Consider the following 14,837-nt stretch of genomic DNA (forward strand, 5'->3'; position numbering starts at 1 on the left):
AAGTATGTGACTAAGGCGAAAGCGCGTAGCCAACACCCCTACAAATTGAAGTATGACGGGTATATGAAAAAAGGTACATTTTACCAACTAGAACAGACATCACCACATTCTGAACTTGAAGCCCATGAATGGCTAGCTTGTGAGCTTGCCGCTCAGATGTGGCGCAGTGGAAAGCGTGTTTTGATTGCTTGCGAAACACAACTACAGGCTGAAAAGATTGATGAGGCCCTTTGGCAGCGTGATCCACACCAGTTTGTCCCGCATAATTTGGCAGGGGAAGGCCCGCGTTATGGTGCACCGATTGAAATTTGCTGGCCGGCCAAAAGAGGCACAACACCTCGCGATATACTGATTAATTTACAAAATCAGTTCGCAGATTTTGCCACGGCTTTCCATGAAGTGATAGACTTCGTACCTATTGATGAAACTTTAAAACAGTTGGCGCGTGAACGGTATAAAACGTACCGTAGCGTCGGCTTCAATTTGACTATGGCGACGCCGCCAACTTACTGAATACAAAAAGATAATGGAAAAGAAACCAGATAGCCCAATGAATGAGCCCTCGCTCGATAAAACATATAACCCCGCAGAGATTGAGCAGTCACTGTATGCTCACTGGGAGAAAAGCGGTTATTTTAAACCTAATGGGGATACCACCCAAGACAGCTTCTGTGTCGTCATTCCGCCACCGAACGTCACTGGTAGCCTGCACATGGGGCATGCCTTCCAGCAAACTATCATGGATACCATGATCCGCTACCAGCGTATGCAAGGTAAAAATACCTTATGGCAAACGGGAACAGACCATGCGGGTATTGCAACTCAGATGGTCGTTGAGCGAAAAATTGCAGCCGAAGAAGGTAAAAACCGTCACGACTACGGCCGCGATGCGTTCATTGACAAAATCTGGGAATGGAAAGCGGAATCTGGCGGTACAATTTCACAACAAATGCGCCGTTTAGGCGACTCTGTTGATTGGGATCGCGAGCGTTTTACCATGGATGAAGGCTTATCTAAAGCTGTTAAAGAAGCATTCGTTCGTCTCTATAAAGAAAACTTAATTTATCGTGGCAAACGCTTAGTCAACTGGGACCCGAAACTGCACACGGCAATTTCTGACTTAGAAGTTGAAAACCGTGAAGTTAAAGGTTCTATGTGGCACCTGCGCTACCCACTGGCTGACGGTGCAAAAACCGCTGAAGGCAAAGACTACTTAGTGGTCGCGACCACTCGTCCTGAAACCATGCTAGGGGACACTGGTGTTGCAGTTAACCCTGAAGATCCACGCTATAAAGATTTAATTGGCAAAGAAATTATTCTGCCAATCGTTAACCGCCGTATCCCAATTGTGGGTGATGAACACGCCGACATGGAAAAAGGCACTGGTTGCGTGAAAATCACGCCAGCTCATGACTTTAATGACTATGAAGTCGGTAAACGCCATCAGTTAACGATGATTAACATGATGGACTTAGACGGTAACGTTCGTAACGAAGCAGAGGTTTTCGATACCAACGGTAACCCATCTACGGCTTATAGTTGCGAAATGCCAGAAGCGTATCGTGGGATGGAACGTTTCGCGGCTCGTAAAGCTATCGTGGCAGAGTTCGAACAACTTGGCCTGCTGGTTGAAGTAAAACCGCATGACTTAACAGTGCCTTACGGTGACCGTGGTGGCGTGGTTATTGAACCTATGCTGACCGACCAATGGTACGTGCGCACCGAGCCTTTAGCTCGTGATGCTATCAAGGCTGTTGAAGATGGCCGTATTCAGTTCGTTCCTCGTCAGTACGAAAACATGTATTTCTCTTGGATGCGTGATATTCAAGACTGGTGTATTTCTCGCCAACTTTGGTGGGGTCACCGCATTCCTGCATGGTATGACGAAAAAGGCAATGTCTATGTGGGTCGTGATGAAGACGAAGTCCGTCGTGAAAACAACTTAGGTGCAGATATCGCTCTGCGTCAAGATGATGACGTACTGGATACGTGGTTCTCTTCCGGTCTGTGGACATTCTCGACTCTCGGCTGGCCAGAAAATACCGATGCACTGAAAACCTTCCATCCAACAGATGTATTGGTCAGTGGCTTCGATATTATTTTCTTCTGGATCGCCCGTATGATCATGATGACCATGCATTTCATCAAAGATGAAAACGGTGAACCACAAGTACCATTTAAAACCGTTTACATGACAGGCTTGATCCGTGATGAAGAAGGCCAAAAAATGTCAAAATCCAAAGGGAACGTTATTGACCCACTGGATATGATTGACGGTATTTCTTTAGAAGACTTACTTGAAAAACGCACTGGCAACATGATGCAGCCGCAATTGGCTGAAAAAATTGCTAAACGTACTCGTAAAGAATATCCAGAAGGCATTGAAGCCCACGGTACTGACGCCCTACGCTTTACTTTAGCCGCATTAGCTTCAACAGGTCGTGACATCAACTGGGATATGAAACGTCTATCCGGTTACCGTAACTTCTGTAATAAATTATGGAATGCGAGCCGCTTCGTATTGATGAATACCGAAGGCCAAGATTGCGGCCAAAACGGCGGTGAAATGAGCTTCTCATTGGCTGACCGCTGGATCATGGCGCAATTTAATCAGACTGTAAAAGCTTACCGTGAAGCGTTAGATACTCACCGTTACGATATCGCAGCGGGTATTTTGTATGATTTCACATGGAATGAATTCTGTGACTGGTACTTAGAGCTGTCTAAACCTGCAGTTCATAAAGGTAATGAAGCGCAAGTTCGTGCAGCGCGTTTCACCCTGATCGAAGTGCTGGAAGGCTTATTGCGCCTTGCTCACCCAATCATTCCATTTATCACTGAGACTATCTGGCAACGAGTGAAAGTCGTTAAAGGTATTGACGCTGATACCATTATGTTGCAAGCGTTCCCTGAGTTCGATGCCGCTAAAGTCGATGAACTTGCGCTGAGTGACCTTGAGTGGATCAAAGAAGCGATTATTGCCGTTCGTAACATTCGTGCAGAAATGAATATTTCACCAGGTAAACCGCTCGATGTGATGCTGCGTGGTGCTTCTGCTGATGCAAAACGCCGTATCGAAGAAAACCAAAGCTTTATCAAATCAATGGCGCGTTTAGAAAGCATCCGCGTGCTATCTGAAGGCGAAGAAGCACCGGTTTCTGTCACCAAACTGGTTGGCGGTGCTGAGTTACTGATCCCAATGGCGGGTCTGGTTGATAAAGACGCGGAACTGGCTCGTTTAGATAAAGAGCTGGAAAAAGTGGTGAAAGAAATCGAAACCATTGAAAACAAACTGGCAAACGAAGGTTTTGTGAGCCGTGCGCCTGCTGCCGTTGTTGAAAAAGAGCGTGAACGCTTAACTGCCAATATTGAAGCAAAAGCTAAAATTGAAGCACAAAAAGTGACGATTGCCTCTTTGTAATCATTAAGCTTTAAGTATCTGTCCCTGACTCGTCGTTGATGAGTCAGGGCTTTTTTGTATTAGGGCATTGAAAATATTAAAAATGTGCCAATATCATACATATTGCGACTACCAATGCCGCAATGAAAAATATAATTAATACAAATAAAAGAGATGTTCCCATGACAACAGACACAAACCAAACCGTTAAAGTTCGTTTAATTCAACCTCAAGACAACCCTGGGATCGCCGCCGTTATTCGCGAAGTTTCCGCTGAACATGGCTTAACTGCGGACAAAGGCTTTGCCGTTGCTGACCCTATTTTAGATACCTTATTTGAGGTGTATAGCAAACCGCGCAGTGCTTACTGGGTAGTTGAAATGGATGGCAAAATTGTTGGCGGTGGCGGTGTTTCACAAGTTGCTGGTGGTGATAGCGAAACAGCAGAATTACAGAAAATGTATTTATCTTCAGTACTACGCGGCAAAGGCTTAGCGAAGCAAATCGTACTGATGTCTCTGGAGTTTGCTAAACAGCAAGGTTACACCCGTTGCTACCTAGAAACAACCAAAGAGCTCCAAGCGGCTATTAAGTTATATGAAAAATTAGGGTTTGAATTTATTGATGAACCGTTAGGAAATACGGGTCATAGTGACTGTGAAATTCGCATGTTAAAGGCATTATAATTCTACGCTAAACGAAAAAGGATAGTTTTTAGCTATCCTTTTATGCAGTTGCATGATGCGACTAATAATTAATGAACGCGATCTTCAGGGTCGATATCGTCACCGTCTTCGTCGTCATATTCTGCGTCTGGGTCTTCAAAATACGTGCCCCAACCATCATAGTTGATGCCCATTTTCTCAGCCAGCTTCATTAATTGTTCAACTTGTGCGTCAATCAGCTCTGCATTTAAAGCACTTTCACTGATCACATCGCAGCACATCAGGGTTTCACCCGTTTCAATTTCGAGTTCTTCCGCATCTGTGACTTCATAGCCTAGTTTAAAAGCTTCAACAGCCGCTTTTTCTAACAGTGCAAAGTTGTCAGCAGAGAAATGATGCTCAATCGCATACAATGCATCAGGATCGCTGCCATCTTCCAATAATTCTTCGATAATTAAGCGAGTTTCTTCGTACTGCGCATCCAATTCAGCTTTATCTACCATATCCACACCCCTTTTATTTCTTTGTCGCTCGTCTTTCTTTGCGCCATTCTCCCATACGGTTGACAGTGAAACCATATATTTAAAGATAATTTCTTTTGCGTTGGGGGTTGATTTTGAATTTTTATGAATATAAATTGAATATTAATTCAAAACAAAAAGGCTGCCAATTATGAACCCCCTATATAATAAACCTTTTCTAAGGTTACTAGATTTTACTTCTAGCGAAATTCATTCACTTTTAAAACTCTCTTCTTGGCTAAAATCAGAAAAAAAAGCCGGTACAGAACAGCCCCTCCTTTCAGGTAAAAACTTTGCGCTTATTTTTGAAAAAGATTCAACGCGGACACGCTGTGCATTTGAAGTTGGTGCATTTGACCAAGGCGCTAGAGTCACTTATTTAGGGCCTTCTGGTAGCCAAATCGGCCACAAAGAAACCATGAAAGATACTGCTCGAGTATTGGGCAGGATGTATGACGGTATTCAATACCGCGGATTCGCTCAAAACACAGTAGAACTCTTAGCCGCGCACTCGGGAGTGCCTGTATGGAATGGACTAACTAACGAATTCCATCCCACACAGTTATTAGCCGACCTGCTAACCATTCAAGAGCACCGACCAAATACACCATTATCTGAAATTAAATTTGCCTATTTAGGTGATGCACGCAATAACATGGGGAATTCGATGCTAGAAGCTGCTGCGCTTACAGGTTTAGATTTACGCCTTGTTGCGCCGAAAAGCTGCTGGCCAGAAGAAGAATTAGTGAATACTTGCCAAGCACTGGCTCAAAAAACGGGTGCGAAAATCACACTCACGGAAGATGTCGCCGAAGGTGTTAAAGATGCCGATTTTATCTATACCGACGTGTGGGTATCGATGGGAGAAGCCAAAGAAGTATGGGCACAGCGCATTAATTTATTAAAACCATACCAAGTGAATATGGATGTGATTAAGCTCACTGGCAACCCGAATGTTAAGTTCTTACACTGCTTACCTGCATTCCATAATGAAGACACCACATTGGGAGCGCAACTTGCTAAAGAATTCAATATGTTTGGTGGGTTAGAAGTCACGGAAGAAGTCTTTGAATCTCCTTACAGTATTGCCTTTGATCAAGCAGAAAACCGTTTACATACCATCAAAGCGGTAATGGTAGCGACATTAGCGCCAGAACTTCCTATTAATGTTTTTTAAATTCCTACCCTCAACTCAACCAAATGAGTTGAGGGTAACCTATCATTATGGACGTTCACCTTTCGCCAAACGCTGATTGATACAATCAATAACCGATGGCAAATCCGCTAACGTATCAATCACATAATGAGCACCAGCAGCATACAATTTCTCGGCGGCTTGTTGTTTTAACGAGTTAACCGTATCTACAGTCATCTCTTGATACTCTTCCCATGTTTTACCAAACTCATTACCCGAGATAGACAAACCAACACTCCACATCCCGGCATTACGTCCTTCTTCAATACCAGGAACAGCATCATCCACTTTAATACAAGCTGATACGGAGCCGATACCTAACTTAATCACGTTCTGAAGTGCCATCCAAGGCCCCGGTCGCCCACCCGCGGGAATATCATCGCTCGCGACCCAGTAGTCAGGTTGATAGCCCAACACCTTTGCTGCTGGAACTAACTTCTCCATCACGGCACGAGGGTAACCTGAACAAGAACCAATTTTAATGTTTTGGCTGCGTAATGTAGCAATTGTGTCGACAACTCCAGCGATTGGCGCAGCAAAGTCGACCACTTTAGCAATTTGCAATGGCATAAAGGCCGCATAGATTTTATCGATATCCTCACTACTCATTGAGCGGCCAAATTTCGCGTTCCATAAAGCGTCTACCTCAGGCAATTTACCCAGTGCTTCAATATGCTGCCATTTTCCTAGCCCCATAGGAATGCGCGCTTGAGCCAGTGTGATATCCATATCGAACACAGATTTAAATGCTTCAATGAAAATCTGAGTAGGCGCAAAAGAACCAAAATCAACAGTGGTACCCGCCCAATCAAGAATAACAGCTTCAATACGGTTCATTTCTTTCCCTTATTTTTCCCAGTAAATGGCTTTTTCTATTGCTACCAACAAGGCATCAATGTCTTTTTCATAAACTTCACCAATGTTTCCAATGCGGAAACAATCACTTTGCGAGACCTTGCCCGGATAAATGACAAAGCCTTGTGATTTTAAATTTTGATAAAATTGCTTGAATTGGTAATCAGGCGAATTTGGTGAGTAAAATGCGGTGATAATCGGCGAATGGAGACCATCTTCTAACAATGTGGTAAAACCCAATTGACGCATACCAACCACCAGCTTATGTTGATTTTGTCGATAACGTTGAAAACGCGCGGCTACGCCACCTTCTTGAGCTAACTCTTTAAGTGCTTGGGCAAATGCTAATACCGTATGGGTTGGAGAAGTAAAACGCCATTTACCATGGAAATCTTCCATACAGCGCCACTGCGCATACAAATCTAGCGATAATGAACGGGAACGCCCTTTACAGACTTCAAGTGCATCAGCACGAGCAATGACAAAAGCAAACCCCGGAACTCCCTGAATACACTTATTTGCCGAACTAATGAGAAAATCAATGTTAAGCTCAGCAATATCCATGGGAATTCCGCCAAAACTGCTCATTGCATCCACGATATAACATTTTTGATACTGTTTCGCTAACTTCGCGATTTTCTCTATCGGGTTTAAAATCCCAGTCGTGGTTTCACAATGTACCATCGCAATATGAGTGATTTGGTTATCTTGTTGTAATAACTGCTCGACCCGTTGCAGATCAGGCAAAGCCACTTCACCACAATCATAAACACAATGGGCAACACCTAAGCCTTGGGCCATTTGTGCCATTCGAGCACCATAGGCGCCATTACTGATAATCAAAACTTTCTCTTTATCGCCGATAGCACTACCTAAAACAGCTTCAACCGCATAGCTTCCACTTCCTTGAAGTAGTACCGATGAATACCCTGCGTTGGCCGTTGCCAGTGCCACTAATTGTTGGCGAATATGTTGTACAACGCCTAAATTGTAATCATCATCCCATGTGCAGCTATCAAACAACATGGCTTCCTTCACCGTTTTAGATGTCGTGAGCGGTCCCGGTGTTAATAGCAAATAATTATTGTTTGTCATTCAATTCACCTTTGGTCTATACCAGATTGCTATTATAATGGTCGTAGGCGACTCAAAAGGTCAAAGGAAAAGTGTGCGTGAAACAAAAAATTCATATAACTATGTATAATATGATTGAAACAATGATAGGAAATAACCATGAAATTATCAGCGGATGAAACCCCACAATACTTGCTTATCAAAGCCCAACTACAGGAAAGGATTCAAAATGGTTCGTTAAAATGTGGGGATAAACTCCCCTCTGAACGCGAACTTTGCGCCATTTTCAATACTACTCGCGTCACTATTCGCGAAAGTTTGGCGCAGTTAGAATCCAGTGGAGTCATTTACCGCTCTGAACGCCGCGGTTGGTTTGTCACACCTGAGCGCCTCTGGTTAGATCCAACCCAAAATACCAATTTCCATAAACTTTGCCTTGAACAAGGTCGCCAACCGAAGACAGTCTTACTGAATGGAAAAGTCATTCCCGTTCCTCTCGAAGCGATGACTCCCTTAAAACTTCAATCGTTTGAACAAATTTATTTACTCACCCGCCTACGTTTTGCTGATGACAGACCTGTTTGTTACTGTGAAAACCATTGCTTACCTGCTCGCGTTCCTGAGCTGCTACGTTACGATCTCAATGGCAGCCTAACGGAGGTATACGAAGCCCATTTCAATTTAATTTATACCAGCATGCATTTGTCTTTTTACCCAACAGCAATGCCGGCGCAAGCAGCACAAGCACTGGGGGTTACCGTTGGTCGTCCAGCCCTATTGTTGCAGCGCTTAAACTATGACCAACATGGCCGAATTTTAGATTATGATGTTGAGTACTGGCGTCATGATAGCTTGCGCATCGAAGTCGATACTTTGTGATTATTTCTGCCTATAGAAAATAATTTTAGCTATTTATCTGCATTTCATCTTTCTGTCATATAAACCCGTTAGCGTAAAAAACATCTGGTATATACCAGAATACATTTTACCTTAACAGGAGAAAACCATGAAACGCACCTACTTAGCTGGCCTATTAATGGCAACCCTTTGCTCTACCTCTGTTTTTGCTGCTGATGTTGTGACTGTTTACTCCGCTGATGGGCTTCACGATGGCAACAACAGTTGGTATAAAAATCAGTTCGAAGCATTTACCAAACAAACCGGTATCAAAGTACAGTATGTCGAAAGTGGTTCAGGGGCGATAGTTGAAAGGCTCGCTAAAGAGCGAACCAATCCACAAGCCGATGTGCTGATTACTGTTCCTCCCTTTATTCAACGTGCCGCAAAAAACCAGTTATTAGCTGAATTTACGCCAGAAAATGCAGCAAATATTCCTAATTCCAATCACTATTACACACCGTTAGTCAATAATTACCTGACCTTTATCTATAACGCTAAACTGCTTAAGTCTCCTCCTGAAAATTGGGACTCCCTACTCGATTCTCGCTTTAATAATAAACTGCAATATTCAACACCGGGACAAGCAGGGGACGGCACCGCAGTGATGTTACAAGTTTTCCACAGTTTTAATGGCAAAGATGCAGGGTTTGATTACCTCGGTAAATTGCAGGCTAATAACGTTGGCCCATCGGCCTCCACAGGTAAACTCACCGCACTTGTCAATAAAGGGGAACTGTATGTCGCTAATGGCGACTTACAAATGAATTTATCTCAAATGGCACGTAACCCGAATGTCCAAATTTTCTGGCCAAAAGATGCCAATGGGGAACGTAGTGCACTGGTTTTACCTTATGTTATCGGCTTAGTTAACAACGCCCCTGAAACAGAAAACGGCAAAAAGCTGATTAATTTCCTTTTAGATAAACCCTCACAAAGCCGGGTCAGTGAGCTTTCATGGGGAATGCCTGTTCGTTCAGATATCACACCATCTGATAAGCAATACCACACTGCTGTCCAAATGTTAGAAGGTGTGAAAACCTGGCAGCCTAATTGGAATGAAGTTGAAGTTTCCCTATCCGATGATATTTCACGTTGGCAAAAAGTCACTGATGGTGAGTAACTTGTGATGTTGATGAAACGAAAAGCCACTACTGCAATGCAGCAAAACGAGCACTCAGGGATCAAACTCGAGTCTTTGCGGGTGTCCTACCACAACAATGTGGTATTGAAACCCTTGGATCTCACTATCGACCCCGGTGAAATACTCGTCTTAATCGGCCCTTCAGGATCGGGGAAAACCACGGTATTACGTGCTATTGCCGGGTTTGCTCAACCTGATAGCGGGCGCATCTTATTAGGTGATATGGATATCACCCACCTTCCCCCCTACCAACGTGGACTTGGTATGGTTGTACAAAACTACGCATTATTTCCCCACATGAAAGTGGAAGAAAATGTGGCATTTGGCTTACGAGCTCAAAAACAACCTAAAGCACTCATTAATGAGCGAGTCGTTGAAGCCCTTAAAATCGTCGGAATGACGGATTACGCAACCCGCTACCCTCACCAACTTTCAGGAGGTCAGCAACAGCGAGTGGCGATTGCTAGAGCGATTGCCGTAAGGCCTCGTGTTCTGTTACTCGACGAACCACTTTCCGCGCTAGATGCGCAAATTCGCCATAATATGGTTGAAGAAATCGCCCGGTTACACCGTGAACTACCTGATTTAACCATTCTTTATGTGACCCATGACCAAACGGAAGCTCTCGCGCTTGGTGATAAAATTGGCATTATGAAAGATGGCTATTTAGTCGCACATGGTGAGAAAAATGCCTTATATCACTGCCCCCCCAACCGTTTTGCAGCTGAGTTTTTAGGCCGAGCCAATATTCTAGCCGCGACAGCACTTGGCTTTTCAACAACTCCCGGAAAAGTAAATGTCAGTTGTGGTGGAACATTGCTGGAAGCTCATACATTAGGTATGCGAGCTGGCACCCACAAATGGGTGTGTATCCGCCCACAACACATTACGCTAGTACAAAACGCCAATACCACCAATCAATTACAAGTCACATTAACGTCTATTCGTTGGCAGGGGGATTTAACGCATTTAATTTGTGATGTTGCGGGTGAAACCGTGAGTGTTGCCATCACCCATTTGGCCTCACCGCCTAAAATCGGCGATAAACTCACCTTATGGTTTTCACCAGTAGATACCGTTTTAATTGAGGAATAACATGTCACATATTAGCGTGCCAAAAGGTTCATCAATAACAATAAAGCCCATTTATTGGATATTACCGCCATTACTGGTGTTAGCTACGCTGTTTTTTTATCCCTTATTGTTGATAGCGCAACAAGCACTACAAAATGAGGCGGGAAAATGGGGGTTAGACGCATTTTGGAAACTTATTGAGTCAAAGCGCTTTATTAATGGGTTATGGAACACACTCTACATCGCCATTTTGGCCACTTTAGGTTGCCTTGTGATAGGTAGTATCTTATCACTGATCTTAGTGTTTATTCCTTTCCCGGGAAGTCGTTTTATCACGCAAGTGATTGATACTTTTATTGCTCTACCGACCTTTTTGATTACACTCGCTTTTACCTTCATTTATGGTTCTGCAGGGCTACTCAATGGCACCTTGATGGCATTGTTTGATTTCGAATTGCCGCCCGTTGAGTTCCTTTATTCAATTCATGGCGTGATCTTAGCAGAAATTACCGTTTTTACCCCTTTGGTGATGCGTCCCCTTATGGCGGCACTGCGCCAAATCGACAAGAGCCAATTAGAAGCCGCCAGTATTTTAGGCGCACATCCTGCACGGGTTATCGCGCAAGTTATTTTCCCTGCAGCACTTCCCGCTCTATTAGCAGGGGGTAGCCTGTGCCTGCTGTTAACCACCAATGAATTTGGCATCGTACTGTTTATCGGGGCGAAAGGCGTCAATACCTTACCGATGATGGTCTATAGCAAGGCAATATTAGAGTCAGATTATGCCGTAGCATGCATGATTGCCTTAATTAACATCTTGCTTTCACTCGGGTTATTTTTTCTCTACAGAATGGCAACCACTCGTCTTGGTGTAAGGAATTAATTATGTTGATTTGGTCTAAAAAAGGACGAGTTACTGCTACTATCATTGCCATCAGCTTATTTAGTTTATTGTTTTTACTGCCTTTAGTGATGATTTTAATGTCGAGTTTCAGCCGCCAATGGAATGGCATTTTGCCTTCAGGCTTTACTTTTGAACATTTTGTGAACGCATTTAGTGGGCCAGCTTGGGACGCCATGTTATCCAGCCTAGTGGTTGGTTTTAGTGCCAGTCTATTTGCGCTGTTTTGTGGGCTTTGGGCTGCGTTAGCATTAAGAAGACACAGTGGGAAAATACAAAAGTGGCTGAGTATTGCATTTTACCTCCCCAGCGCCATTCCTTCTGTTTCTATCGGGCTTGGGATCCTTGTGGCATTCAGCCAAGGCTATTTACAGATGAACGGCACCTTTTGGATTGTATTTAGTGCCCATTTTGTGTTGATTTCGGCTTTTACTTTTAGCAATGTTTCCACTGGCTTAGCACGTATTTCTCCCGATATAGAAAACGTAGCTTTTAGCTTAGGCGCTTCCCCTTGGTATCGTTTATGCCATGTGACCTTACCACTCTTGATGCCATGGATGATTTCAGCACTGGCATTAAGCCTCTCACTGTCTTTAGGGGAACTTGGCGCCACGATGATGTTATATCCCCCCGGCTGGGCGACATTACCTGTTTCAATTTTCAGTTTAACCGATAGAGGCAATATTTCAGATGGTTCGGCACTAACGATTGTATTAGTTTCGATTACATTATTACTAATGATGAAATTAGAGAAAGTAGCGAAAAGACTTGGGCAAAAATAAACGTTGTCATGCTAAATAGCCAAGTAAACTGCGCCTACTGGGCTATTTAGCTGCTTGTATGCTATTCCCACATATACTTATCTTTTTTTGTCCAGCCTTTAGACACCATGCATTCCAAGTAATAATTATTACGGGTGTCTTCATTGACATCAATCACATAGCTTTCCATAACTGGTGTTTGTTCTTTATAAGTTTTGTCTTTGCCACAATCATCATCTTTTTTGCATTTTTTTTCGACATAAGACATAACAGAGCGCTGCGCAACTTCATTTTTGATTGGGTACAAATGAAGGGCTTCAGGTTTACAAACTGCATTCGCCTCAGCTTGAGTGAATTTTGAACCGCCGGAAACAGGTACCCAAACAGATGAACAGCCAGAGAGAAGGAATGCCAATAGAATAAAAAGTCGTGATTTCATAATGATCATATTTAATTAAAAAGAAAAATTATCTTACTCGCACATAAAATAAGTGTAAATAAATGTACTGTATATTCAATCATGTGATTTAATTTTGGTTTAAAAAACACCAATACTCAGCGCATTCCCTATTGAGAGATACTATTTCTCCCATTTTTCAGTTAGTTCAAATATTCACCAAAACGCAAAAATAAAAAAAATGTATTTTTCTTTATGCAAACGCTTGCGTCATGGAATCAGATGCGTATAATGCGCCACAATTTGCCGGGAGAAACCATGAACGTTGCTGCTCTATTTTTTACAGAGAACACCTCCACTGCACTGCCTTCTGGCGGTCTGGACAGCCTGTTTTTCCCCTTCTTATTTATAAAAAAGCCCCTCAATGAGGGGCTTTTTTTTGGCCTATAGACCTAATATGTCTTGCTGACACAGGAGAACAACAATGCCGAACCCTTTATACCACCGCGATATCATCTCGATTAATGATTTAGACCGTTCAGATCTTGAATTAGTACTTAACGTCGCTGCTTCATTAAAAAAGCAGCCACAACCCGAGTTCCTAAAACATAAAGTTATCGCAAGCTGTTTCTTTGAGGCCTCGACACGCACGCGCTTGTCATTTGAAACAGCTATCCACCGTTTAGGCGCTTCTGTTGTTGGCTTTTCTGACAGCACCAACACCTCCCTCGGTAAAAAAGGGGAAACATTGGCCGATACTATCTCTGTTATCAGCCAATATGTGGATGCTATCGTCATGCGCCATCCGCAAGAAGGTGCCGCTCGCCTCGCTAGCCAGTTTGCAGGCCATATTCCTGTCATTAATGCAGGCGATGGCTCGAACCAGCATCCGACGCAAACATTACTCGACTTGTTTACTATCCAAGAAACGCAAGGCCGTTTAGAGAACCTACAAATTGCCATGGTTGGTGACTTAAAATATGGTAGAACCGTGCATTCTCTTACACAAGCACTGTCTAAATTTGAAGGTAATCACTTCTACTTTATTGCTCCCGAAGCGCTTTCAATGCCAAACCATATTCTGCACATCTTAGAAGAAAAAGGCGCAACCTACAGCCTGCACAATAACATTGATGAAGTGATGCCAGAACTCGACATTCTGTATATGACTCGCGTACAAAAAGAGCGTCTCGACCCTTCTGAATACGCGAATGTGAAAGCCCAATTTATTTTAAGTGCCGCTGACCTGCATTGTGCAAAACCGAATTTAAAAGTCTTACATCCATTACCTCGAGTTGATGAAATCGCGGTTGATGTAGATAGCACCCCATATGCTTATTATTTTCAACAAGCAGGCAATGGGATTTATGCAAGGCAAGCATTGCTATCACTGGTTTTAAATAAAGAATTGGCTATCTGAGGAGGAAATCATCATGACACACGACCATAAATTACAAGTTGAAGCAATCAGCCACGGTACAGTGATTGACCACATTCCTGCTCAAATTGGCTTCAAATTACTCAAACTGTTCAAACTGACCAAAACGGATGAGCGCATCACCATTGGTTTAAATTTACCTTCAAGCAACTTAGGCAAGAAAGATATTATCAAAATTGAAAATACCTTTTTAACTCCTGAGCAAGCTAACCAATTAGCTATGTATGCCCCTGAAGCCACTGTGAATCGCATTGAAGATTACCAAGTGGTCGAAAAGCTTGAACTCACACTGCCTCAGTATATCGACAATGTGTTAATTTGCCCAAATAGCAACTGTATTAGCCATAATGAGCCCGTATCAAGCAGTTTCCGAGTGAAAAAAATCGGCAAAGAAGTCGCACTGACGTGTAAATTCTGCGAAAAAGAGTTCGATAGAGACGCTGTGATCAATAACCAGTAGGTTGTTTTTGCGTAGACTGCGGTGTTGTCTAGGTGCAATCCATGTTTATAATAGC

At 43.2% G+C, this 14,837-nt stretch carries 16 protein-coding genes; 12 read left to right on the plus strand and 4 right to left on the minus strand.

Annotation, left to right across the window (positions count from 1 at the left end):
* The first annotated feature begins 63 nt into the window (after positions 1 to 63).
* The 3 genes from ACU696_RS00625 (at position 64) to ACU696_RS00635 (ending at position 4,086) form a co-directional block, all read left to right on the plus strand.
* A complete protein-coding gene (locus ACU696_RS00625) occupies positions 64 to 513 on the plus strand; it encodes a DNA polymerase III subunit chi (protein WP_004907529.1) in 450 nt (149 codons plus the stop codon).
* 37 nt (positions 514 to 550) lie between these two features.
* Positions 551 to 3,421: a valine--tRNA ligase gene (locus ACU696_RS00630; RefSeq protein ID WP_196718329.1), complete on the plus strand. Its 2,871-nt coding sequence runs from the start codon at positions 551 to 553 to the stop codon at positions 3,419 to 3,421.
* 161 nt (positions 3,422 to 3,582) lie between these two features.
* Positions 3,583 to 4,086 (plus strand): GNAT family N-acetyltransferase, encoded by a 504-nt coding sequence (locus ACU696_RS00635; RefSeq protein WP_110731594.1) that lies wholly within the window; start codon positions 3,583 to 3,585, stop codon positions 4,084 to 4,086.
* 68 nt (positions 4,087 to 4,154) lie between these two features.
* Here the strand turns inward: ACU696_RS00635 and rraB are convergent, their stop codons facing one another.
* Positions 4,155 to 4,568 carry a ribonuclease E inhibitor RraB gene (rraB, locus tag ACU696_RS00640; protein WP_004907524.1) on the minus strand — a complete coding sequence of 138 codons (414 nt, stop codon included), beginning with the start codon at positions 4,566 to 4,568 and terminating at the stop codon, positions 4,155 to 4,157.
* Positions 4,569 to 4,737: 169 nt separating this feature from the next.
* On the opposite strand from rraB, the gene argF reads away from it, so the two are divergent.
* The gene (argF, locus tag ACU696_RS00645; RefSeq protein WP_209101681.1) at positions 4,738 to 5,763 is read left to right on the plus strand and encodes an ornithine carbamoyltransferase; all 1,026 of its coding nucleotides are present in this window, start codon (positions 4,738 to 4,740) and stop codon (positions 5,761 to 5,763) included.
* Between the two features lie 45 nt (positions 5,764 to 5,808).
* Here argF and phnX read toward each other — a convergent pair whose 3' ends face one another.
* Positions 5,809 to 6,618, minus strand: a complete 810-nt coding sequence (phnX, locus tag ACU696_RS00650) for a phosphonoacetaldehyde hydrolase (protein WP_004907521.1) — start codon at positions 6,616 to 6,618, stop codon at positions 5,809 to 5,811.
* A 9-nt stretch (positions 6,619 to 6,627) separates the two neighbouring features.
* On the minus strand, positions 6,628 to 7,731 hold the full coding sequence (gene phnW / locus ACU696_RS00655) for a 2-aminoethylphosphonate--pyruvate transaminase (protein WP_004907520.1): 1,104 nt from the start codon (positions 7,729 to 7,731) through the stop codon (positions 6,628 to 6,630).
* A 138-nt stretch (positions 7,732 to 7,869) separates the two neighbouring features.
* Between phnW and phnR the strand changes: the two genes are divergently transcribed.
* The 5 genes from phnR to phnV all read left to right on the plus strand — a co-directional run bounded on the left by phnR (position 7,870) and on the right by phnV (position 12,508).
* Entirely contained in the window at positions 7,870 to 8,589 is a 720-nt protein-coding gene (gene phnR, locus ACU696_RS00660; RefSeq protein ID WP_109912108.1) for a phosphonate utilization transcriptional regulator PhnR, read from the plus strand.
* A gap of 127 nt (positions 8,590 to 8,716) precedes the next feature.
* A complete protein-coding gene (locus tag ACU696_RS00665) occupies positions 8,717 to 9,730 on the plus strand; it encodes a 2-aminoethylphosphonate ABC transporter substrate-binding protein (RefSeq protein WP_123382202.1) in 1,014 nt (337 codons plus the stop codon).
* Positions 9,731 to 9,736: 6 nt separating this feature from the next.
* The gene (gene phnT / locus ACU696_RS00670; RefSeq protein WP_109912109.1) at positions 9,737 to 10,846 is read left to right on the plus strand and encodes a 2-aminoethylphosphonate ABC transport system ATP-binding subunit PhnT; all 1,110 of its coding nucleotides are present in this window, start codon (positions 9,737 to 9,739) and stop codon (positions 10,844 to 10,846) included.
* Position 10,847: 1 nt separating this feature from the next.
* A complete protein-coding gene (phnU, locus tag ACU696_RS00675; protein ID WP_209101677.1) occupies positions 10,848 to 11,708 on the plus strand; it encodes a 2-aminoethylphosphonate ABC transporter permease subunit in 861 nt (286 codons plus the stop codon).
* A gap of 2 nt (positions 11,709 to 11,710) precedes the next feature.
* A complete protein-coding gene (gene phnV / locus ACU696_RS00680; protein WP_196723933.1) occupies positions 11,711 to 12,508 on the plus strand; it encodes a 2-aminoethylphosphonate ABC transport system, membrane component PhnV in 798 nt (265 codons plus the stop codon).
* Between the two features lie 61 nt (positions 12,509 to 12,569).
* Here the strand turns inward: phnV and ACU696_RS00685 are convergent, their stop codons facing one another.
* The gene (locus ACU696_RS00685) at positions 12,570 to 12,926 is read right to left on the minus strand and encodes a hypothetical protein (RefSeq protein WP_036958764.1); all 357 of its coding nucleotides are present in this window, start codon (positions 12,924 to 12,926) and stop codon (positions 12,570 to 12,572) included.
* Positions 12,927 to 13,202: 276 nt separating this feature from the next.
* Between ACU696_RS00685 and ACU696_RS00690 the strand changes: the two genes are divergently transcribed.
* Genes ACU696_RS00690 through pyrI form a run of 3 tightly spaced genes read left to right on the plus strand, consistent with a single transcriptional unit; the run spans position 13,203 to position 14,782 of the window.
* On the plus strand, positions 13,203 to 13,334 hold the full coding sequence (locus ACU696_RS00690; protein ID WP_255456629.1) for a hypothetical protein: 132 nt from the start codon (positions 13,203 to 13,205) through the stop codon (positions 13,332 to 13,334).
* 34 nt (positions 13,335 to 13,368) lie between these two features.
* A complete protein-coding gene (gene pyrB, locus ACU696_RS00695) occupies positions 13,369 to 14,304 on the plus strand; it encodes an aspartate carbamoyltransferase (protein WP_004907510.1) in 936 nt (311 codons plus the stop codon).
* 13 nt (positions 14,305 to 14,317) lie between these two features.
* The gene (gene pyrI / locus ACU696_RS00700; protein WP_004907509.1) at positions 14,318 to 14,782 is read left to right on the plus strand and encodes an aspartate carbamoyltransferase regulatory subunit; all 465 of its coding nucleotides are present in this window, start codon (positions 14,318 to 14,320) and stop codon (positions 14,780 to 14,782) included.
* The last annotated feature ends 55 nt before the right edge of the window (positions 14,783 to 14,837 follow it).

It is taken from the genome of Providencia sp. PROV_01 (assembly GCF_053098325.1).